This window comes from Haloarcula sp. H-hyl6 (genome assembly GCF_056934455.1).
Map to the genome: position 1 here is coordinate 213,707 of NZ_JBRIIK010000003.1, position 21,338 is coordinate 235,044.

Genomic DNA, 21,338 nt, shown 5'->3' on the forward strand with positions numbered 1-21,338 from the left:
AGTACACACAATGTCTGATGCGATACCACGAGACGACGTCGACGAACTGATTCCGACCGAACACATCTCGCTGGCGGACCCGCCCGCCGAGAAGCAGGCGTGCATCGAACACCTGCTCGACCTGCTGGTCGACGCCGACCGCGTCGAGGACCGCCAGACGGCGCTGGACGCGCTGCTGGCCCGCGAGGCCGAGACGACCACTGGCGTCGGCATGGGCATCGGCATCCCCCACGCGAAGACAGACGCCGTCACACGCCCGTCGCTGGCGTTCGTCCGCTCGGACTCGGGCGTCGACTTCGGCGCGATGGACGACGAACCGGCCACCCTCATCTTCATGATACTCGTGCCGGAGTCCGGCGGCGAGGAGCACCTCGACATCCTCAGCTCCCTCTCCCGCGCGCTGATGCACGACGACATCCGCGAGCGACTCCACGAGGCCGACGACGAGGACGCCGTCCAGGAGACGCTTCGGGAGGCCATCGCATGAGCGTCGAACGCACGGTCACGCTCGTGCCGGAGGCGGGCCTCCACGCCCGGCCCGCGTCGGCGTTCGTTGAGGCGGTCACCGACCACGAAGCCGACGTCTCTGTCGGCCGCCCCGGCGAAGACCCGGTGCAGGCCCAGAGCATGATAGCCGTCACGAGCCTCGGACTGGCCGAGGGCGACGAGGTCCACTTGGTCGCCGAGGGGGCCGACGCCGAGGCGGTCCTCGACGAACTCGAACGGATACTGACCACACCCGAGGCGGAACTGGACGCCTGACGATGGCCGAACGCACCCTGCAGGGAACCGGCGCGACCCCCCGGTCCGGCGTCGGCACGGTCGTCTGGTACGGCCAGGACATCTCGCTTCCGGACCCCGACGAGACGGACGTCGACGTCCCGACGGAGCGTCAGCGGTTCGCCGAGGCCGTCGATACGGCCCGTGCCGAACTCGAAGCGGAGCGCGAGTCCACCGCCGAACACGTCGGCGAGGACGAGGCGGCGGTGTTCGACGCCCACATCCAGTTCCTCGAAGACCCCACCATCGAGGACGCCGTCGAGACGGCCATCGCGGACGACACCCCGGCGCCCAACGCCGTCGACTCGGCGTTCGGCGCCCACATCGAGCAGTTCGAGGGGATGGACGGCCGGATGGCCGAACGGGCCGACGACCTCCGAGACGTGCGTGACCGACTGCTCCGCGTCCTGACCGACGGCGACCACGTCGACATCGGGTCGCTCCCGGAGGGGAGCGTCGTCCTCGCCGAACGCCTGACGCCGAGCGACACCGCGCAACTCGACCCCGACAGGGTCGCGGGGTTCGCCACGGTGACCGGCGGTCGGACGTCCCACGCCGCCATCTTCGCTCGCTCGCTCGCGCTCCCGGCCGTCGTCGGCGTCGGCGAATCGCTGGAGGACGTAGAGGAGGGTACCGACGTCGTCGTGGACGGCGACGCCGGCACCGTCCTCGTCGGTCCCGACGAGGACGAACGCGAGGACGCCGCCGGTGATTCCGGTACCGAAGTCGTCGAGGACGCCGTCGAGACGACCGACGGCCGCGAAATCGAAGTCGCGGCGAACGTCGGCCGACCGGCGGAACTGCAGGCCGCCGCCGACCGCGGCGCGAACGGCGTGGGCCTGTTCCGGACGGAGTTCCTCTTTCTCGACCGGGAGACGCCGCCGTCCGAGGACGAACAGTACGAGGCCGTCCGCGAGGCCCTCGATACGTTCCCCGAGGGGCGCGTCGTCGTTCGGACGCTGGACATCGGCGGCGACAAGCGCATCCCGTATTTGGACCTGCCCGAGGAGGAGAACCCGTTCCTCGGCGAGCGAGGGGTCCGACGCTCGCTCGGCCCGGACACGGACCTGTTCACGACGCAACTCCGCGCCCTCTTGCGGGCGGCCGCAGACGGTGAGGGGGACCTCGCGGTCATGTTCCCGCTGGTCGCCTCCGTCGCGGAACTCGACGCGGCGCTGGACGCCCTCGACGAGGCGGCCGCGGACGTAGCGGACCGGGGCGTCGAGTTCGAGCGTCCGTCCGTCGGCGTGATGGTCGAGACGCCGAGCGCCGTCTTCGCGGCGCGCGAACTGGCCGCTCGGGTCGACTTCCTCTCCATCGGGACGAACGACCTGACACAGTACGTGATGGCCGCCGACCGCGAGAACGAACGCGTCGGCGACTTACACGACCCGACGTATCCGAGCGTCCTGCGGGCCATCCACCGGACCGCCGAGGCGGCCCACGCGGAGGACGCGTGGGTCGGTATGTGCGGCGAGATGGCCGGCGACCCCGACCTGACCGAACTGCTCGTCGGCCTCGGCCTCGACGAACTGTCGATGAGCGCCGTCACGATTCCCGACGTGAAAACCGTCGTCGGCGAGACGGAGTACAGCACCGCGGCCGAGCGCGCCGACCGCGCCCGGACCGCCGCAACGCGCAGCGCAGTCACCGACACCATAGACCAATGAAATTCGTCGCAGTCACATCCTGTCCGACCGGTATCGCACACAGCCAGATGGCAGCCGAGAACCTAGAACAGACGGCAACCGAACAGGGCCACGACATCTCCGTCGAGGTCCAGGGCGCGATGGGCGCGGAGAACGAACTCTCCGCGGCCGACATCGAGGCGGCCGACGCCGTCATCATCGCGGCCGACACCGCGGTCAGCCGCGACCGGTTCGACGACGTCCCGGTCGTGAAAGGCACCGTCAAGGACGCCGTCAACGACGTCGAGAGCCTCATCGCCGAGGCCGTCGAGGCCGCCGGCGGCGACGCCGACGTCGACACGTCCGGCGCTGGCGACAGCGCCGACGAGACGACCGACGACGGCGGGTCCGAGAACGTCCGCCGCGGCGGCGACCGGGAGAAGAGCCTCGTCAACCGAATCAAGCGTCTGCTCAGATAAGTCGCCGTTTTCGCCTCCGGAAACGTCGCAGGATAAGATTGGATGGGATTATTTACCTCTACTTTTAGAAAAGTATAGGTACAATATGGGAAGTGTCGATATTATATGGGTTAGGATGGCTATATTGGGCTCGTATGCTCGTTTATTGGGGAGAAATAGTCATTTTCACTTACGAATGGTGCCAAGAGGCGAACGAGACGAGTTTGCGACTCGAGCTCTGCGTGCAGGCCCGTCGAAAGTGGCCAAATGGCAGTTAGTCAGTGCAGAGAGTCGTGTGGGACGAATTCCGCCAGCCGGTCACGACGACGTCACGCGGAACACCATGACGCCCTCGTTCTCGTACACCATCTCGTAGCGGTCGGAGGCGACCATCGAGGGGCGCATCTGCTCGCTCTGCGTGTAGTCCATCCCCCGAATTGCGTAGTGGCCCTTCGGAACGTAGACGTAGTCCGGAGAGTGGCCCGACGACTGGAGGTGGTCGGACACACACGCGGCGTCCTCGCACTCCGAGATGGACTCGTACAACTCCAGTTGCGACTGGTACCGTTCCGGTGTGGTCCACTCCACCCCCCACGGGCCGACGAGGATAGTGCGGTCGGTGAGCAGGGGGAACCACTCGGCGGCGTCGCCGAGGACGACGAAGGAACTGGACGGGTCCGTGTTGTGCTCCGCCCACGACATCGCCATCTCGTCGGACTCGTCCATGAACGGCGGCATCGTCGTACTCCCCGCGTGGGAGTCCAACGCGCTGGCGGCGAAGGCAGTCCCGAGCCCCATCGCCGCCAACACGACGACGACGGCCGTGAGGACACCGACGACCCGCCGTCGGTTCGCGGCGAACTCGGAGCGCTGGACGCGCGGGACGACCACGTCGGCGAGGAGGACGACCGTCAGCATCGACCCCGCGAGGAACTGGAACCGCGGTTTTCCGACGATGTAGCCGAGCCCGAGCAACCACGCCGGGAGGAACCACCGACGGCGGTACAGCGCGTAGGCCGTCCCCGCGTAGGCGCCGAGGTAGAACACCGACTCGCTGTCGATGTCGACGGGGTAGACGAACTCGGAGAGCAGGCGGGTCGCGCCGCCGCCCAGTCCGGAGTGGGTCCCCGCGGCGGCAGTGAAGATGCCGACGCCGTGGTGCTGGACGACTTCCAGCCACCAGGGGGCCGCGAGGAGGAGGCCGCCGCTGGCGACGGCGGCGCCGGCCACGAGTCCCGTGAGCGACCGGTCGAAGCAGGCGAACAGCAGGAGGTACGTCAGACCGAAGACGACGGTGTACGTCGGGTGGGTCAGCACCGTCAGTCCGAAACAGAGCACGCCCGGAACCAGCCACCGTCGGTCACCGTGGCGGAACAACTGGAGGCCGACGTAGGTGCCGGTGAGCACCAGCAACAGGCCCATCGCGCGGACGATGCCGCCCGCCGAGAGGTGCCACTGGAGCGCGGCCGGCGTCACCGCGAACAGGGCGCTGGCGACGGCCGCCCGGCGCGGCGAGGCCAGCAAGTCGCGTGCGACGAAGTAGTACGGTATCAGGTACAGCAACACGAGCAGCCCGGGAACGTACCGGGCGTACGCGATGGGACCGATACCGGTCAGGTCACGGATGACCGCTGCGACGTAGAACATCAACGGCGGGTACGCGAACGGCACGCCGGCCTGCGTGTACCCCGGAATCCGCTCGGGGAGCGCGTAGCCGTGGGCGCGAATCTGGTCGGCGATTTCCAGATACAGGCCCGCGCCGTAAGCCGGGTAGTCGTGGGTCGCGAGATAGGTCACGTAGACGAGGGCACCCACGGTGAGGACCGCAGCGAGTAGTCGCAGGTCCTCGTTGCCGGTGCCGACTCGCTGGAGCCGATTGGCGAGGCGCTCGGCGGTCGATTCTCTCCCTACGCCACCGTCGGACCGGACTGGCTCGTCTGGTGCCCCGTCGCTCGCCATCGTTCAGTCCCTCCACTCCAGATTGAGGCGCTTGTGGGCCGTAGGCCGCCACGGGGACCAGTACAGTTCCGTGCCCGCCCAGACGAGGACGGTACCGACGGCCACGACGAGTGCGGCCAGTTCCGGGCCGCCGACCCAGACGGGGAGGACGTATATGACGGCGTTGACGACGGTACTACCGACCAGCCCCTTGATGGCGCCGTAGACGGTACCGAACGCGTTGGCCCCGCTGGCGGACTCGGACTCGCCGTCACCGTCCGCGGTGGCACTCGGCAGGCCGGCCTGCTCCGCGCTCGGTCCGCCGGTGCTCTCGTCGCCGGTGCCGAGTCGCTCGGCCTCGTACGGGAACGCCACGTCGAGCGACCACACCACGTCGCCGTTCCGGTCGAGTTCGAACACGCGGTTCCCGTTCGAGTCCGTGACGAGGGTGTGCCCGTTCGGAAGTCGGTCGGCGTCACGCGGCCACTGGAGGCGGCCGTCCTGCCACGTCCACGAGCGCCCCCACTCGCCGTCGGTCCGCTGGTACTCGACGAGACGGCTGTTCTCCGAGTCCGCAACGAGGGCCGCCGGGCCGCCGTTGGACCGCGGGATGTAGTCGGGGTTGTGCTGTTCGTACAGCACCTCGTGGTTGCCGTCGGAGCCCAGCGTCTGGTTCTCGATGAGGCCGGTCTCTCGGTCGAGGAAGACGACTTGGTCGTGATTGCGGACGCTGACCATGATACGACCGTCATCGAGGACTTCGACGTCGTTGATGTGGGTCCAGTCCTCCGGGTAGGGACCACCCGATTCGTCGACGGGGAACGCGCTCTGTGCGCTCCACGCCCACGTCGTCAGTCCGGTGGTGGTGTTCACGACGAACACGCGGTCCTTGGCGATGTCCGCGACGACGATGTGGTCCTCGTCGATGCGGTCGGCGTCGTGCCAGCGGGTCGAGTGTTTCCCCTCGGTGACCCGCCCGAAGACGCGTTCCGTCTCACCGGTCGAGAGGTTGACCCGCTCCACGACGTTGCGCGTACACACGGTGTCACCGCCACACTCCTCCGGCGAGAGGTGGTCGGCGGCGACGTACTCGACGGTCATCTCCGTCCCGGGGACGGGGTCGACGTCCCAGTAGCGGGTGTGTGAATCGTTGTAGTACAGGACCTCTCCTTCCGGACCGACGGCGAACAGTTCGGCTTTCGCACGCGGCCCTTCTCTGCCCTGTCCGAGCCACGCGTTGGAGTCAGTCGCTATCACCGTCACGCCCTCGCGCTCTTCGGCGACGGTGTTCCCCTCGGCGAGGCGGTCGGAGGAGGTTCGCTCAGACGTGGCGAACCCTGACACCACCGTCGCACTAGCCGTGAGGAGAAGGCAGACGAACAGCAGTCGCAGACCAGATTTCAGACCGTTCACTATCGGACGGTAGAGGCCCTGCTAATTTATTATATGGACAGTAAGAGATTCGAGTGACTGCGGTTGGATTCTGTGGAGTCGCTTACCGATATCGGACAGGAGAGTGCGGGTGAGCCCCCTAGTTCTGACACCAACTCAGTCGCTCGGGTTCGGGCAAGCCCACGTTAAGCCGACCGGAAAGATACCCGCTCGTGATTAGCGGAAATATAATAACCACACCTAGAGGACGTATCACACACGATGGAACTGCACGAGCGGTCCCGGACCGTCGTCGTCGTAGTTCTAGCGCTCGTTGCGCTCTCGGTCCTCGCCCCGGCGTCGCCGCTCGTCCAACGCGGTCCATCAGAGGAGAAGACCGTCTCGGACGTCGGACTCGTCACGCCGGACCCGGACGATGGGTCGAGACTGTGGCCCTACACGAGTCGCGGTCGGTCGTTCAGTCAAGCGACGCTCCCTATCAACGCTATCGTCCACGCCGACGCCACGACGGTCCGTCGTCTCCTCGCGTCGACACCAGGCGGCCAACAGCGCCTGTACTGGAACCAGACCGCAGAGACCTGGCAAACGGGTGCTTCCCAGCGGGCGAACGTCTCCATCAACGGGACCGGCGTCTACTGGGGCGAGTCGACCGGGTCGGAGCGGTACACGTTCACCATGTCGAACACGTCCAGCCGCTGGGCGGACGCGACGTACCAACTCCACGACGGTACGTACTTCGGCTCACGTCACCACCTCCGACTGTACGAGAGCGGGTCGGGGGGCGAGCGGTGGACGGCGATTCAGGCGCACTACGAGTACTGGGACTGGTTCCGGCTGAAACACGACGTGAGCAGTCTCAGCCGCTCACAGCACTATCTGGAGCGGGACTTCCTCGGGACGGGCGTCATCAAAGAGATGCGCCGCGAGCGGTGGGGCAACGGCGGGGCCATCGACGCGGACGGGTGGGTCACGGTCATCGAACTCCGAGAGCGCGTGACCCGCGGTCCGCGACTCGACCAGTCGCCGCCGTCGGCACCCGGTCAGTTAGCGGGGATTGCGCCGCTCGTCGGTCTCGTGGCCATCACGCTCACCGCGGCCGCGTCGGAGGCCCGCGAGTATCTCGACCAGTTACGCGAGAGTCGGCTCTCCGGCTACCACGTCGCGCTGTTCGCGTCGACGGCGCTGTTGCCGCTCGTGGTTCGGACCGGCGCCATCGCCGCCGAACGGGCGTTCCCGCGCGCGCCGCCGGAAGTCGTCGGCGGCCCGTTCTACGTGTTGCTCGTCGCCGGGTTACCGCTGGCCGCGGCGCTGTTCGGGCGGATGCTCAGGGCGACGGACGGCTTTACCGTCACCGTCGTCGGGTTCGGCACGGGTATAATGCTGGATTACGCCTACCTCGGCCTGACAGTCGTACCCTATGGCGCGCTTATTCAGCGTCTCGTCCTCCTGTTCGGACTTGGACTCATCGGGGCAGGAGGAACCCGCTGGTCGGCCGAACGGATGACACGCCATCGCTACTGGACCGTCGGAATGGCCATCTGGGTCGGAATGCTCGTCTGGCCGTTGTTGGGTCGCTGACGTTCCGGAATTGGGGAGCGCTACGTGCGCTTATTTAGGGGATAATAAAGTCCGGAGACGTACCGTGTCTACGTACCCAATGCGTACGCTCCCCTCCGACCTCACGGTCCGCCGAGCTGTCTTTGTCTCTCGTCTCCAGCCCTGGGGCGGCTCGACATCTGACTACGCACTACCGACTCATGATAGCTGACGACTCTGCGAGCGGGACAGACCGACCTGAGACGCTCACCCGGCGCCGAGCCCTCGGTCTGTTCGCGTCGGGAACCGCCGGCCTCCTCGGTGGATGTCTCGGCGACGACTGCCCGTTCAACTCCTGTGACCCGGGCGAACAACTCGCGCTGAGTGTCAAGGCACCGCCGGCCGACGCCGACGCGAGGGCCATGCGAATCGCTCGGTTCCTCACCGAGAACCTGAGCGCCGTCGGGGTAGCGGCGACTGTCGTCCCCACGCGCAAGGAGACGCTGTTGCGCGACGTCCTGTTGAACCAGCACTTCGACATCTACGTCGCACCGTTCCCCGAACGGAACGACCCCGATTTCCTCCGGCCACTGCTTCACTCCCGGTACGCGGCGGACGCCGGGTGGTGCAACCCGTTCGGCTTCGAGGACGCCGAAATCGACGCTCTCCTCGAACGTCAGCGCCGACAGCGCGGCGGGCGACGGCGGCAGACGCTGGCGACACTGCAGCGGCGAGTCGCGGGGCGACAACCCCTCAGCGTCGTCGCGTTCGTCGACGAACTCCGGGGGCACGATTCGACGCTGGAACTGGGTTACGACGCCACGAGCGTCCACTCCAAACTCGGCTATCTGTCGCTCTCACAAGCCGAGGCGGACTCGGCCCTCGCGCGGGACGCGGTGCCGAGCAACGAGACGACGGCGACGACCACCGAGACGGAGACGGCGACGGACACTGAGGCGCGGACGGGCATCCGTATGACCCTGACCGACGTCCGGGGGTTGAAGAACCTCAACCCCCTCTCGGCATCGGCCCGCGACGACGGCGTGATTACCAGTCTCGTCTACGACTCGCTGGGCCACCGTATCGACGGCCGCGTACGCCCGTGGTTGGCCGAGTCGTGGTCGTGGAGCGGGTCGTTCCCGGCCGACGGCACCCTCGACGTCTCTCTCCGAGAGGACGCCGTATGGCACGACGGCGAACCACTCGACGCAGACGACGTCGCGTTCACGTTTCAGTTCCTCTCGGACACGTCGCTGGGGAATCTCGAGGAACCCGTCCCGGCCCCGCGCTTCAGCGGTCGCTCTGCCCTCGTGGCCGACGCAGAGGCACTCGACGACAGGACGGTTCGGTTGTCGTTCGAGTCGGTCAGTCGTGCAGTCGCGCTCCGAGCGCTCACCGTCCCGATTCTCCCGGCACACGTCTGGGAGGAAAAGACGGGGCGCGCTATCGTGGGCGGAATCGACACCGACCGGACGGTCACACACGCCGTCGTCTGGAACAATCGGGACCCGGTCGGGAGTGGGCCGCTCCGAGTCACCCGACTGCAAGCACAGGAATCCCTCCGCCTCGAACCGTTCGAGGACCACTTCCTCGAGGACGCGACGGCCTCACATCTCCGGCCGTTCGCCGGCGGTATCGACTACGAAGCGCTGACCTTCCGACGGGCACCGTCCGCCGAGGCCGCGGTCTCGTTGCTCCAGAACGGGGATGCCGAGGGCAATGCGCTGGGCGTGTTCCCGTCGAGCATCTCGACGATCGGGCAGGACCGGTCGCTGGACCTCTCCGTGTACCCGTCGCGCACGTTCTACCACGTCGGGTACAACGCACGTCGACCACCGCTCGACGACCCGTCGTTCCGTCGGACGGTCGCTCGGCTACTCGACAAGGGGCATTTCGCCGAGCAACTCTTCGAGGGGTACGCGGACCCGGCGACGAGTCCACTGGCCCGCCACGCCTCGCTGGCCGACGACTTGGCCTGGGAGGGTTCCGACCCGGTGACACCGTTCATGGGGACGAACGGGCGACTCGACGTCGAACAGGCACGTGACCGGTTCCGCGCCGCGGGCTATCGCTACGACGGTGAGCAACTGGTGGTGACCTGACGATGGTGTTACTCGAGTTCGTCGGGAAGTTGCTAGGTAGCGTGGCCCTGATGCTCGCGGTCGCGGGCGTCGTCATCGTCGACCGGAACCGCGCAGCGAGGGCGCTCGCTGACCCCCGTCGACGCCTCCGAGAGATTGCGCCGCACCTCTCGGTCCTCGTCGGCGTACTCCTGCTGAACCGCATCTTCCGCCACCTCGGACAGGAGATTTCGTGGCTGATAGGGTGGAACATCACTGGCCTCATCTACGCCGTCGAAGGCGACTTCGTCGCGTTGGTCCAGACGGTGGCGACGCCAGCGCTGACGGTGTTCTTCTCGTTCGTCTACCTGTACGGGTACGTATTCCTCGCGTCGTTCCCCGTCGTCGCATACCTACTCTTAGGCGACCGCCGGCCCATACAGCGGACGCTCGTGGCGTATGCGCTCAACTACGCCGTCGGACTCGTCTTTTACACGCTGTTTATCTCTTTCGGGCCGCGGAACCTACTGCCCGGTACCGTCGAGGAACTGCTGTACGCCACGTACCCGCAGTCACAGATACTGACGAGTACCGTCAACACCAACACGAACGCGTTCCCGTCGCTGCACACCTCGGTATCGGTCACCGTCGCCCTGTTAGCGCGCCGGACCCGGGACGTGTACCCTCGATGGTACACTCTGTCGACGGTACTGGCCGGACTCGTCGTGATTTCGACGATGTACCTCGGTATCCACTGGGCCATCGACGTCGTCGCTGGGGCGCTACTGGCGGTGTTCAGCGTTCGCGTCGCCGACCGATACTACGACTTGCCGCGCCTCGAGACGTTCCTCCCCGATAAGGTGCGCGTACTGGTCGCCGACCGACGCAACGACTGACCCGCCCTCTCGCTGAGAGCGCGTGTGGGTGACCGTCTCCGGCCGACACTCGAACCGACAGAGAGAGGCTGGAATCTGCGTTTTCAGTGTATGTCTGTGAATACGGCCGTGGATACTGGGCACTGACTATGATGATAAATGGGTCAGAGCTGGTAACTACATACGTAGCAGAAACCAACTTACCTGAAATTAGCCACCAACCCGGTATGGAGGACCGGGCCGCGAACATTCCCGATATTGGGACCACGACGAGCGGAAAGATTAACGACGCGACTCTGCTGGGCACCACTCCGACCACGACTGGCTCTGACGGCGGAACCGACGCCGACACCGACCGGAATCCCACGCTCCGAACTATCTGCGGGGACTTCACGCTCTCGCACCCGGACATCGCGCTCACGGCCGCGACGAAACGAGTGCCGTCCGTGACCGTCACGCCCGAACAGGTAGCGGCGGACGGCGCCGCGACCATTCTCGTGTTCTCGGTCGTCGGCGACGGCGTCGCGGAGTTCGAACGCGTCCTCGAAGCAGACGAGAGCATCACCGAACTGTTGCGAATCAGCGGTTCTGCCGACAGCCGTTGTTACCGAGGGGCCTTCGGCGAGGACTGCATCACCGTCTCGCCGCTGTTGACCCGTGTCGGTGCGCGCGTACTCGACGTGCAAGGGTCGAACGGCGAGTGGGAAATCCGTTCACAGTTTCGCTCCCGAGAGGCGTTTCTGGCGTTCCGCTCGTACTGCGCCGACAACGACATCTCGTTCAGATTGCGCCGGCTGTGTTGGGACGAGGGTGGGTCAAACTGGCGCCGTGCGGGGTTGACCCCGGAGCAGTGGGACGCCCTCAAACAGGCGCACGAAGCGGGGTATTTCGACGTTCCCCGCGCCATCTCCCAATCGGAACTCGCCGAGGAACTCGGTATCTCCCCGTCGGCCGTCTCGCAGCGACTCCGGCGGGCCACCAACCGACTCATCGAAGAACAGCTAGACACCGAAGCGAACTGACGGCAGTCTGCAGTTAGGGTGCGTCTGTGTTTGTCACTGCTGATAACGATGGTACTTAGTATCGCGTTTGGTTCCGCGCGCATCGGCAAAACAGGGGAAGATTGCCGTCTCGTTCATTGAAAAGTCAAACTCCCCGAAAACGCCGATTTCTGGCATCTCGCGCTCTTTAATGGGATTTTAAACTATCCTTAACGATGGCATATCGAAACGCCGAATCGATGTTTACTCTATTAACAAATAATTAGAGCGTACTTAATACGTGTAATCGGACAGGAGAATCCTATTCTCTGCTCGGGCGAGAGATGTAGGTAGATTCACCGTGCCAAGTGACTCCGACTCTGCAAACGTTGCCGACGAACAGACCCCATCCAGCGCCGGACGAACCGACCCCGGCCGAACGACGCTGGGACGCCGCAAACTGCTTCAAGGTATCGCCACTACTGCCGTTGGAGGCGTACTCACATCTATGGCCGGACGTGCCAGCGCGGCGACCACCTCGGACCGACTCGACCAGTACATGGAGGAGTTCGGTACCGTCATCGACGTGGTCGAAGCGGGCGCAGACAACACCGGAAACGAATCTGTCGTCGACGTCATCCGCCGGCACCGCGGCGACGACACGCTGCTCGTCTTCCCCCCGGGCGAGTACTACATGGACGAGCAGGTCCGGTTCACGGGCTTCGAGAAGTTCGGTCTCGTCGGGAACGACGCGACGCTCGTCCCGGCCGATTACCACCACTTCGACGGGCCGCAGTATCGCCTGTTCCGACTGGGTGTAGGGTACAGCCCCGGGAACCGACTCGTCTTCGACGGATTCGACGTCGACCAGACGGCGCCGGACACAGGTATCCGCGTCATCGAAACCGTCGTCGAGGACGGCCTCGAAGTCCGGAACATCACCGTCCACGGCGAACACGACAGCGGCACGTGGGGGCCGGGTCGCTTCGCCATCTCCGACCCCAACGGGAGCGGCCTCGTCGAGGGGTTCGAAGTCCCCGACGGCGGCGCGTGGGAGGACGAGACGCCGAACGCGGGCAACATCTGGCGCGGCCCGACGGGTCTGCTGGCAAACTCCAACAGCGGGACTCTCACCTTCCGTAACTGCGTCGTCGGGGCCTTCCCGGACAACGGTCTCTACGCCTCCGGCGGGGACGGCGTCATCAAGGTCGAGGGCGGACACTATTCGAACAGCAACGCCGCGTGTCTGCGCGTCGGCGGAGACGGCAGCAGCATCACGGGCGCCACCGTGGTCGTCGACCAGAACCGCCCGCAGGACGAGGCCCACCGTGCAATCCGTGTCGAGAAGGGTCACGACATCCGCGTCGAGGACGTCACCGTCCGCAACACGGCCCCGCTCCCGAACAGTTTCGGCATCTCCGTGATGGGCACCTGCACGTCGGCGTGGATACAGAACGCCGACGTCTACATCGGGGGCGACGAGGTTACCAACGGCATCGTCACCGCGCCGGACTGTGGTGAGGTGACTATCGTCGGGTCGCGCGTCGAGATGGACACGCCCGGCGGATTCGGCATCGAAATCAACGACGGCGACAACACCGGACAGGTGCTACTGGAGTACGTCGACTTCGTCGGGTCCGTCGGCGACGAGACGGCGAAGGCCGCCATCCGCTGTGACCGTGACGACGTCCGCTTCGGTGCGGTCAACGTCGACCAGCCCGGTGGGACGGACCGCCGCGCCATCGTGAACACGGGCGACAACGTCACGATTTACAAGGGCGACTACCTCGCCGCCGAGTACCCGATAATCGACCTCGGGACCGGCACGCACGTCGAGGACATCTACGCCAAGTCCTACGGCGGCGACGAGGCCTACTGTCTCTACCCCGAGAGCGCCGACGTCTACCTCAAGCACAACACGCTCCGTAACGGCATCAAAGACCACGGCTGTGACGGCCTCAAGACCCTCGGGAACGAGTACTAAAACCCGTCACAGAGCACCTCGAGTCTACTTGGTACCCCTTTTCACTGGAACTCCGGCCCTCTAGCGGTCCAATTCTGTTGCTGTCCCGATAGCGACACGCCGTCGACGAACCGGTTGTCCGCGACGATGACGCCGTCCGTCGACGCTCGTTCGTACTGGTAGAGGCGGCCGCGCTTGAAGTCGCAGTTCTTGAGCCTGAGATAGTCGGCCCCGTCGTCCAAGAGGAGGGCCAACCCGCCGTCTTCGTGCCGGAACGAACAGTTACGGACGTCGACCCACGGGGCGTCGACGACGAGGCCGTGCCGCTTCCCACCGTCGGTTGGGTCGATGGTGACGTCCCAGTTCTCCAGCACGACGTTCGGCCGGCTGATTCGTCCGAGGTGAGCGTTCGACTGGGCGCTCCCGGTGTCGGTCACCGTCCAGTTCGCGGCGACAACCTGTCCGAGGCTGTCGTCGTCGCCGGTGAACGAACAGACGTGCTGGTTCGCGTGGCTCTCGACGACGACGTTCGAGAGGGTGCAGTGGTCGACGTCGTCGTTCACGCGGACCAGTTCCGATGGCGTGGCCTGTCTGGCGACGATTTCGATGCTGTCGGCGACGGCGTGACTCGCGTCGGTGACCCAGAGGGCGGCGTAGGAGTAGCCGCGGTCCTCGGCGTCGTCGTTGACCAGATGGCACTTGTAGGCGTAGTCGCCGTCGCCCAGACGGAGCATGCCGGCCCCGCAGTTCGTGACGCTCGTGTTCCGTATCGCGACTTTCCCGTTGTGGCCAGCGGAGTAGATGCCGTTGTTGATGAACCCCGCGATGTCGCTGTTCTCGATGACGAGATACCCCCGGTGGTGTCGCTCGATGGCCAACCCCATCGGGTGTTCTTGCTCCGTGCGGTTCGGGTCGTAGAAGCTCCCGTCCGGCATCGTGACGGAGACGTACCCCCGCCCACTCTCGGTCACCAACGCGGGCGCGATGGAGTAAAACGGTGGGACCACGCGGTCGAGTTCCCCCGAGAGCGTGCAGTTGGCTATCTCCAGCGAGTCGTCGACGGCCGCGATAATCGCCGCGGCGGCCACGTTCTCCGTCCGCACGTCGAAGGTGAGGTTGCGAGCCACGAACGCGCCCGCGTCACCCGGCGTTCCAGTCCCGAGGTCGAGGAACTGCGGCATCTCGGGGTTCGTACAGCGGACTCGGGCCCGCGGTTTGCCGACGATGCCGAAGGTGTCGAACGAGCGAAGCGTGACGGGCGTGTTCCACGTGTACGTCCCGTCGGGCAGGTGATAGACGACGCCAGAGACGTCCTCGCGGGCCGCGTGGCGCTGGATGAACGCCCCGAGGTCGGCGTCCGACCCGGGTTCGATGCCCTGTTCCCGCACGTCCACGACCTGCCAGCTATCGACCGAGAGGCCGCCGGTGGCGACAGTCCCCTCCACGTCGAGGGACGGCGCGGTGCGTCCGTCGGCCGTCGGTCCCCTGAGTGGGGCGTTGAACTCGACGGCACCCGGGGTGCCGGGCGTCCCTTCCGTCGCGCGCACGGACCAGTCGTCCGCGGCCGCGTCCCAGATTTCGATGCAGGCGTCCCCGGTTCCCGGCGTCTGGAGGGCCGGCCGGTCGGCGTTCATTCCGATAGTCCCCACGTTCAGGATGCTGTTCCGGTTCAGATTCAGGTCGCCGTCGAGGATGGATGACCCGAGCGACGCCGAGTGGTCCCGTGCGCGCCCGGTACCAGCCAACCATGGCAGTCCGACCAGTCCCGCGAGCGTCAGCACCTCCCGCCGCGTCCGTCCGCCGTCGCCATCCTGTCGCTGTTCGGGTTCGCCACCGTCATCATTGTGGTTAGATGACATGTACCATACGACGGCAAACGTAGTTCTTGTTATTCACAGAGTATCGCTAAATGCGAAATTAAGTGGTCAGAGCGCCCGGAGAAGGCACTCTCATCTCTCCCCGCTCGGGCTACGCTTTCCCCGCCGGTCGGACGTGACTCCGTCGGGCCCCGACTAGAAGCCCGGCCCTCTGGTCGTCCAGTTCACCTGCTCACCGGCCAGCGTGGTCCCGTCCATGAACCTGTTGTCGACGACGATGGCGTTCTCCGTCGTCGCTCTGCCGTACTGGAAGAGTTCGCCGCGCTGGAAGTCGCAGTTTTTGAGTCTGAGAAAGTCCGCGCCGTCGTCCAGGAGGAGGTCGAACCCGTTGTCGGTGTGGTCGAACTTACAGCCGTTGACGTCGACCCACGGGGCGTCGATGATGAGGCCGTGACGTTTGCCGTCGCCGGCCGGGTCGATAGTGACGTCCCAGTTCTCCAGCACGACGTTCGGACGGGCGATACGACCGAGTTGCGCGTTCGACTGGGCACTCCCGGTGTCCCCTATCGTCCAGTTTGCCGCGACGACCTGTCCGGTGGTTTGGCCGCTGCCGGTGAACTCACAGAGGTACTGGTTCGCCTCGCTCTCGATGTCGATGTTCGAGAGGGTGCAGTGGTCGACGTCGGAGTTCACTCGGACCAACTCGGAGGGCGTCCGTTGCCGGGAGACGATTTCGATGCTGTCGGCGACGGCGTGTTCGGCGTTCGTCACCCAGAGGGCGGCGTAGGAGTAGCCCCGGTCCTCGGCGTCGTCGTTGACGAGTTTGCACTTGTAGGCGTAGTCGCCGTCGCCCAGACGGAGCATCCCAGCGCCGCAGTTCTTCACAGTGGTGTTCCGTATCGCGACTTTCCCGTTGTGGCCGGCGGAGTAGATGCCGTTGTTGATGAACCCCGCGATGTCGCTGTTCTCGACGATGAGATAACCCTTGTGAGCGCGTTCGATTGCCAGCCCCATCGGGTGGGACTGTTCGCTCAGACCGGGGTCGAAGAAACTCCCGTCGGTCATGGTGACGGAGACGTACCCCTGCCCGCTCTCGGTCAGGAGGGTGGGAACGAACGAGTAGAACGGCGGGACGATGCGGTCGAGTCGGCCGTCGAGTTCGCAGTTATCGATTTCGAGATACTCGTCGACGGAGGCCAGAATCGCGGAGGCGGCCACGTTCTGCTTCTGGACGTCGAACGTGACGTTGCGCGCGATGAAGATGTCGGCGTTGTTCGCCGTGTCGGTGCCGAGACTGATGAAGTACGGCATGTCGGTGTTCGTACACCGGACTCGGGCCTGTGGCTTCCCGACGATGCCGAACCCCTCGAACGACCGGGACGTGACGGGAGTGTTCCACGTGTACGTGCCCTCGGGCAGGAAGTAGACGGCACTGGAGACGTCGTCCCGGTCGAAGTGGTCGTCGATGACCGCACCGAGGTCGGTGTCAGAGCCGGGTTCGGCGCCGAGTTCGCTCACGTCCACCACGTTCCAGCTATCGATGGACGCCCCTTCGATTTCGGCGCCGCCTCGGATAGTGCCGACGTCCAGTATGTCGTTCCCGTTGAAGTCCACGTCGCCGTCGAACTCCTTGGCGACGCTGGACGACTGCATTCGCTTGGGCCCGTCCGACGGTATCGAGTTGAACACTTCCCCGGAACCGCTGCATCCCGCGAGCATCGAGGTCAAACCGCCCAGACCGCCCATCAACGTTCGTCTGGTCGTCTCTAACCCTTCGGATGGTTGCCCGCCCATGTTCTCCGACTTATTATTTTCATCTGACGACATAACCGACTATTCCTGCTTTCTGGTATTCATTATCTGGTTGCTAAGAATCAAGATTGATATTCGGATGGGGTGGCACGAGACTGAAGGTCGGAAAAAGCGCAAAAATTTGCATTACTGCCCCTCAAATCGGGTCGAATAAATAAAAAGCCGCAGACAGCAACGGTATCAAAGTTGATATCTGGATGCCCTCTCGACGGGATATCTCGACGCCGGGGCGCGGAAGGCTCTGGTCGCCTCGCTGTCGGCCGCTATCTCCTCGCTGGAATCCGCTAGCCATCCTTCTCGATTCGCCTGTGAAAACTGTCCACGAACGTCGATTGTGGGTCATGGACACTATCAGGCGCATAATATAGGGGGCTGTACCGCTACGTGGAGGCACCATGGAACGGCCACGCTCATCCCTCTCGTCCCAGATTCGCCGGGGCGTCCGCGAACCGCATCTCGTCGTCCGCCGACTGAACGAGATGTACTTCGACATGCACCACCAGTACCTCGACAGCACGGACCGCGTCGACTTCTTCGAGGAGGACTGGGACAACCTCCTCCTCCTCGACGCGTGCCGGTACGACACGTTCGCCGACGTGGTCGACCTCCCGGGGCGTCTGGAGTCGCGCCACTCGAAGTCGAGTTCGACCATCGAGTTCCTCGCCAAGTATCTCGACGGCCGCGACCTGACCGACACCGTCTACGTGACGGCGAACCCCCAGCACTACCGCAAGAGCGACCGGGACTTCGTCTCGGTCGACTTCCACGACGTCGTCGAGATTTGGCAGGAGGACGGGTGGGACGAGACGTTCCGCACCGTCCGGCCCGAGACGGTCGCGGACGCGACCGAGCGCGCGGCCGAGAAGTATCCCAACAAGCGACTGCTCGTCCACTTCCTCCAGCCTCACTACCCCTACATCGGTCCGACGGGGCAGGAACACTTCGACAACGACTCGCTGGACTTCTTCAACCGCGTGATGAACGGGGAAGTCGACATCGACGAGCACGTCCTCCGGAAGGCCTACCGGGAGAATCTGGAGGCCGTCGTTCCGAGCGTCGAGCGCCTGTTCGACTCTCTCACCGGGAAGACGGTGGTGAGCGCCGACCACGGCGAGATGTTCGGCGAGCGCGCGTTCCCGCTGCCGATGCGCGAGTACGGCCACCCCTCGGGCATCCACACGGAGGAACTGACGAAGATTCCGTGGCACGTCCACGACGAGGGGCCGCGCAAGGACGTCGTGGCCGGCGAGGCGTCGGCCACGGACACCGAAGACGTCGACACCGACGTCGTCGAGGAGCGCCTCCGCGACCTAGGGTACGCTTGAGAACGCCCTCTCCCGACGGATTCGTCGGGTAGCCCCGCCCTCCACGTCGTCGCGTCGGATGCCGACACTTACCGGCTCTATAATAAACACCCGAGGGTGCGATGGGTCGAGACAGGAGCTCAGTGCCTATGTCTCGCTCGTCCGCCCCGGCCATCAGTCGCACTCTGGACAGCGACGAGGCGGCGACGGGAGCGGCGGGCACACTGACACGACCATACGACAACCCATATGCGACGAAATATCTTGAGCGGCGTCCTCTCGGTCGTCTCCGGGAAAGTGCTGACGCTGCTCGTCACGCTGGTGACGATGCCGCTGTTGTATCGAATGCTCGGACCGTCACAGTTCGGCGAGTACACGACGGTGATGTCCATCCACGCCCTGTTCATGATATTCGTGAGTTCGGGCATCACGAACGGCGTCCGCAAGTTCGTCGCCGAGGACAGGTCGCTCAGCGGATGGGAGGACAACGTCGTCGGCTTCTACTTCCGCATGGCGACGCTGTTGGGGCTGGCTGGCGCGGCGGGGTATCTCGGTGCCGTGCGTCTGGGCCTCGTCTCGTGGTACTTCTCGCCGGAGTTCGAGCGGTACTTCAAACTCATGGTACTCATGGTGGTCGCCGCCCAGTTCTGGGCCTATGCCCGGCGGACGCTCATGGGCTTCGGTCTGGAGCGGTACTCGGAACCGCTGAAGGTCCTCTACCACGTGACCTTCGCGGCCGCGGCGCTCGCACTCGTCCACTTCGGCTACGGCGTCCTCGGTGCGCTGTCTGGACAGATACTCGGGACGGCGGTGGTCGCCGTCATCGGCGTGGGGATGGTCGTCAGACGGGTGTCGATTCGCTCGTTGCTCGTGCCGGCGGGGTCCGAACTACCTCGGAAGCGGATGCTGACCTACAACACGATGGCAGTGGCCCTGACGGTGTTCCAGATGTCGCTGTACCACGTCGACATCATCATGCTCCAGTCGCAGGCCGGGAGCGCACAGGTGGGCAACTACAAGACCGCGCTCACGCTCGCGGAGTTCCTCTGGTTCGTACCCATGACACTTCAGACAGTTTACGTACACTCGACATCGGAATTGTGGTCACAGGACCGGACCGACCGGATCGCGAGTCTCGCCTCGCGGACGACGCGCTACACCCTCCTGTTGACAACCGTGATGGCGCTCGGACTGGCGTCGCTCGCCAACATCGTCGTGCCCCTCTACTGGGGGGCCAAGGCGGCGCCGGCGGTGACGCCGCTCCTGTTGCTCCTGCCGGGTGCGCTCGGCTTCGCCGCCGTCCGGCCCACCATCGCCATCGAGGAGGGTCACGGGACGCTTCGGTACTCGGTCATCGCCACCGGGTCGGCGGCCGTCCTCAACCTGACGCTCAACTACCTGCTCATCCCGCGCTACGGGATGAGCGGTGCCGCAGTCGCGACGAGCATCGGGTACGCGTCGATGTTCCTCTTCCACATCTGGAGTTCGCGCAAACTCGACTTCGACCCGCTGGCGGACGCGCGCCTGTCCAGAATCGCCCTGACGGTCCTGCTGGCCGCCGGGCCGATTCTGTACCTGCCGCGGTACCTCGCCGCGAATCCGATTGCGTCGGTGCCGGGGTTCCTGCCCGAGGGGGCCGTCCAACTCGCAATCGTCCCGCCGGTCGGCCTCGGGGTCTTTCTCACCTTCGCCTTCCTCACGGGGGCGCTCGAACTCAGGGAGTGCGTGGACCTACTGTCGGCGTTCCCCGACCCAATCGGGAGCAACGTCCAGCGCCTGGACAGGCGGGTGAGTAACGTCGCCATGTCTGACTTGATACCGGACGGCGGGCAGTTCTGGTTGCTACTGGTCGGTCTCCTCCTGTTCGCGTCCGGGACGGGTATCGCCGTCGTGGACATGGTGTCCGACGGCAGTGCAGTCGAGATGCCGGGCGGTGGCGGCAACGCCACTGAGACGCCGGCCCAGACAACCGCGACGCCGAACAATAGTCAGTCCCCGACGAACAGCGACCAGTCCTCCTCGACTGGCACCGCGACGCAGTCTCCGACGGGGGGGCAAGCGAGCGAGACCACCGGCGGCGGTGGAACAACCCAAGCCACGCAGACGGACACGTCCACCGGCACGGGTACGTCCACCGACGCGAACGACGGTGGGTCCACAGGGACGACGCAGACGTCGACGCCGACCCAGACGGACGACGGCGACGGTGGCTTCTTCGACGACGACCCGACGGAGACCGAGACGGAGACGACCACCACGACCGAGACCGAGACGGAGACCCAGACGGAGACGACCACCACGACCGAGACGCAGACGCCGAGCGAGACCCAGACGGAGACGACCACGACGGACGACGGAGACGGTGGCTTCTTCGACGACCCGACGGAGACCCAGACGGCAACTTCGACTGAGACGTCGACCACGTCCACCTCGACGACTACGACGACCACCTCGGAGACGACCACCTCGGCGACGACTACCTCGACCACGACGTCGGACAACACCTCCACCACGATGTCCACGTCGGACACGACCGAGACGTCCACTGCGACGACCACGAGTCCCACGTCGACCGAGACGACGACAGACGACGGTCTTCTCAGTCTGAAAGGGATGGCGTTCGGGTTCGTCCCGTTCTCCGCGCTGGCCTCGACGGCACTTAGTGCAGTGTTGCTCGGGCGGAGTCGACGACGGGGTCCGAGTGAATGAGACGAAATATCTGAAAACAGATAGTTAATAACCGCTATGGTGCTGTATAATAAAATTACCCCCCGCCTTGGCCCCGCCTGTGCAAC

15 protein-coding genes are annotated in these 21,338 nt (G+C 65.2%); 11 read left to right on the forward strand and 4 right to left on the reverse strand.

All coding sequences use genetic code 11. From position 1 onward, the window contains the following. Positions 1 to 10: 10 nt before the first annotated feature. Genes Hhyl6_RS19490 through Hhyl6_RS19505 form a run of 4 tightly spaced genes read left to right on the forward strand, consistent with a single transcriptional unit; the run spans position 11 to position 2,887 of the window. A complete protein-coding gene (locus tag Hhyl6_RS19490) occupies positions 11 to 487 on the forward strand; it encodes a PTS sugar transporter subunit IIA (RefSeq protein ID WP_483740918.1) in 477 nt (158 codons plus the stop codon). Continuing rightward, a complete protein-coding gene (locus Hhyl6_RS19495; RefSeq protein ID WP_483740919.1) occupies positions 484 to 762 on the forward strand; it encodes an HPr family phosphocarrier protein in 279 nt (92 codons plus the stop codon). The genes Hhyl6_RS19490 and Hhyl6_RS19495 overlap by 4 nt, the downstream gene beginning before the upstream one ends. A 2-nt stretch (positions 763 to 764) precedes the next feature. Beyond that, positions 765 to 2,450 (forward strand): phosphoenolpyruvate--protein phosphotransferase, encoded by a 1,686-nt coding sequence (gene ptsP / locus Hhyl6_RS19500; RefSeq protein WP_483740920.1) that lies wholly within the window; start codon positions 765 to 767, stop codon positions 2,448 to 2,450. Further along, positions 2,447 to 2,887, forward strand: coding sequence for a PTS fructose transporter subunit IIB (locus Hhyl6_RS19505; protein WP_483740921.1), 441 nt, complete (start codon positions 2,447 to 2,449; stop codon positions 2,885 to 2,887). Before ptsP ends, Hhyl6_RS19505 begins: the two co-directional genes overlap by 4 nt. 297 nt (positions 2,888 to 3,184) lie before the next feature. Here Hhyl6_RS19505 and Hhyl6_RS19510 read toward each other — a convergent pair whose 3' ends face one another. Both Hhyl6_RS19510 and Hhyl6_RS19515 read right to left on the reverse strand, forming a co-directional pair. Further along, positions 3,185 to 4,825 (reverse strand): ArnT family glycosyltransferase, encoded by a 1,641-nt coding sequence (locus tag Hhyl6_RS19510; protein ID WP_483740922.1) that lies wholly within the window; start codon positions 4,823 to 4,825, stop codon positions 3,185 to 3,187. Positions 4,826 to 4,828: 3 nt separating this feature from the next. Further along, positions 4,829 to 6,217: an aryl-sulfate sulfotransferase gene (locus Hhyl6_RS19515; protein WP_483740923.1), complete on the reverse strand. Its 1,389-nt coding sequence runs from the start codon at positions 6,215 to 6,217 to the stop codon at positions 4,829 to 4,831. 240 nt (positions 6,218 to 6,457) lie between these two features. Here Hhyl6_RS19515 and Hhyl6_RS19520 point away from each other — a divergent pair, with 240 nt between their 5' ends. The 5 genes from Hhyl6_RS19520 to Hhyl6_RS19540 all read left to right on the forward strand — a co-directional run bounded on the left by Hhyl6_RS19520 (position 6,458) and on the right by Hhyl6_RS19540 (position 13,631). After that, a complete protein-coding gene (locus Hhyl6_RS19520) occupies positions 6,458 to 7,774 on the forward strand; it encodes a hypothetical protein (protein ID WP_483740924.1) in 1,317 nt (438 codons plus the stop codon). Positions 7,775 to 7,953: 179 nt separating this feature from the next. Then, positions 7,954 to 9,834, forward strand: coding sequence for an ABC transporter substrate-binding protein (locus Hhyl6_RS19525; protein WP_483740925.1), 1,881 nt, complete (start codon positions 7,954 to 7,956; stop codon positions 9,832 to 9,834). A 2-nt stretch (positions 9,835 to 9,836) separates the two neighbouring features. After that, on the forward strand, positions 9,837 to 10,688 hold the full coding sequence (locus tag Hhyl6_RS19530; protein WP_483740926.1) for a phosphatase PAP2 family protein: 852 nt from the start codon (positions 9,837 to 9,839) through the stop codon (positions 10,686 to 10,688). Positions 10,689 to 10,894: 206 nt separating this feature from the next. Beyond that, positions 10,895 to 11,689 carry a helix-turn-helix domain-containing protein gene (locus tag Hhyl6_RS19535; RefSeq protein ID WP_483740927.1) on the forward strand — a complete coding sequence of 265 codons (795 nt, stop codon included), beginning with the start codon at positions 10,895 to 10,897 and terminating at the stop codon, positions 11,687 to 11,689. Between the two features lie 466 nt (positions 11,690 to 12,155). Then, on the forward strand, positions 12,156 to 13,631 hold the full coding sequence (locus Hhyl6_RS19540; RefSeq protein WP_483740928.1) for a right-handed parallel beta-helix repeat-containing protein: 1,476 nt from the start codon (positions 12,156 to 12,158) through the stop codon (positions 13,629 to 13,631). A gap of 41 nt (positions 13,632 to 13,672) precedes the next feature. Here Hhyl6_RS19540 and Hhyl6_RS19545 read toward each other — a convergent pair whose 3' ends face one another. Continuing rightward, on the reverse strand, positions 13,673 to 15,469 hold the full coding sequence (locus tag Hhyl6_RS19545; protein ID WP_483740929.1) for a hypothetical protein: 1,797 nt from the start codon (positions 15,467 to 15,469) through the stop codon (positions 13,673 to 13,675). A gap of 153 nt (positions 15,470 to 15,622) precedes the next feature. After that, a complete protein-coding gene (locus tag Hhyl6_RS19550) occupies positions 15,623 to 17,080 on the reverse strand; it encodes a hypothetical protein (RefSeq protein ID WP_483740930.1) in 1,458 nt (485 codons plus the stop codon). A gap of 554 nt (positions 17,081 to 17,634) precedes the next feature. On the opposite strand from Hhyl6_RS19550, the gene Hhyl6_RS19555 reads away from it, so the two are divergent. Together Hhyl6_RS19555 and Hhyl6_RS19560 are read left to right on the forward strand one after the other, a co-directional pair. Then, positions 17,635 to 18,564: an alkaline phosphatase family protein gene (locus Hhyl6_RS19555; RefSeq protein ID WP_483740931.1), complete on the forward strand. Its 930-nt coding sequence runs from the start codon at positions 17,635 to 17,637 to the stop codon at positions 18,562 to 18,564. A 228-nt stretch (positions 18,565 to 18,792) separates the two neighbouring features. After that, positions 18,793 to 21,252, forward strand: coding sequence for an oligosaccharide flippase family protein (locus Hhyl6_RS19560; protein WP_483740932.1), 2,460 nt, complete (start codon positions 18,793 to 18,795; stop codon positions 21,250 to 21,252). The last annotated feature ends 86 nt before the right edge of the window (positions 21,253 to 21,338 follow it).

Bases quoted from the DNA above. Each gene is read 5' to 3' on its own strand.
- Hhyl6_RS19490 (WP_483740918.1), top strand. From the start codon at position 11: ATGTCTGATGCGATACCACGAGACGACGTCGACGAACTGATTCCGACC.
- Hhyl6_RS19495 (WP_483740919.1), top strand. From the start codon at position 484: ATGAGCGTCGAACGCACGGTCACGCTCGTGCCGGAGGCGGGCCTCCAC.
- ptsP (WP_483740920.1), top strand. From the start codon at position 765: ATGGCCGAACGCACCCTGCAGGGAACCGGCGCGACCCCCCGGTCCGGC.
- Hhyl6_RS19505 (WP_483740921.1), top strand. From the start codon at position 2,447: ATGAAATTCGTCGCAGTCACATCCTGTCCGACCGGTATCGCACACAGC.
- Hhyl6_RS19510 (WP_483740922.1), bottom strand. From the start codon at position 4,825: ATGGCGAGCGACGGGGCACCAGACGAGCCAGTCCGGTCCGACGGTGGC.
- Hhyl6_RS19520 (WP_483740924.1), top strand. From the start codon at position 6,458: ATGGAACTGCACGAGCGGTCCCGGACCGTCGTCGTCGTAGTTCTAGCG.
- Hhyl6_RS19525 (WP_483740925.1), top strand. From the start codon at position 7,954: ATGATAGCTGACGACTCTGCGAGCGGGACAGACCGACCTGAGACGCTC.
- Hhyl6_RS19530 (WP_483740926.1), top strand. From the start codon at position 9,837: ATGGTGTTACTCGAGTTCGTCGGGAAGTTGCTAGGTAGCGTGGCCCTG.
- Hhyl6_RS19535 (WP_483740927.1), top strand. From the start codon at position 10,895: ATGGAGGACCGGGCCGCGAACATTCCCGATATTGGGACCACGACGAGC.
- Hhyl6_RS19540 (WP_483740928.1), top strand. From the start codon at position 12,156: ATGGCCGGACGTGCCAGCGCGGCGACCACCTCGGACCGACTCGACCAG.
- Hhyl6_RS19545 (WP_483740929.1), bottom strand. From the start codon at position 15,469: ATGTCATCTAACCACAATGATGACGGTGGCGAACCCGAACAGCGACAG.
- Hhyl6_RS19550 (WP_483740930.1), bottom strand. From the start codon at position 17,080: ATGCAGTCGTCCAGCGTCGCCAAGGAGTTCGACGGCGACGTGGACTTC.
- Hhyl6_RS19555 (WP_483740931.1), top strand. From the start codon at position 17,635: ATGGAACGGCCACGCTCATCCCTCTCGTCCCAGATTCGCCGGGGCGTC.
- Hhyl6_RS19560 (WP_483740932.1), top strand. From the start codon at position 18,793: ATGCGACGAAATATCTTGAGCGGCGTCCTCTCGGTCGTCTCCGGGAAA.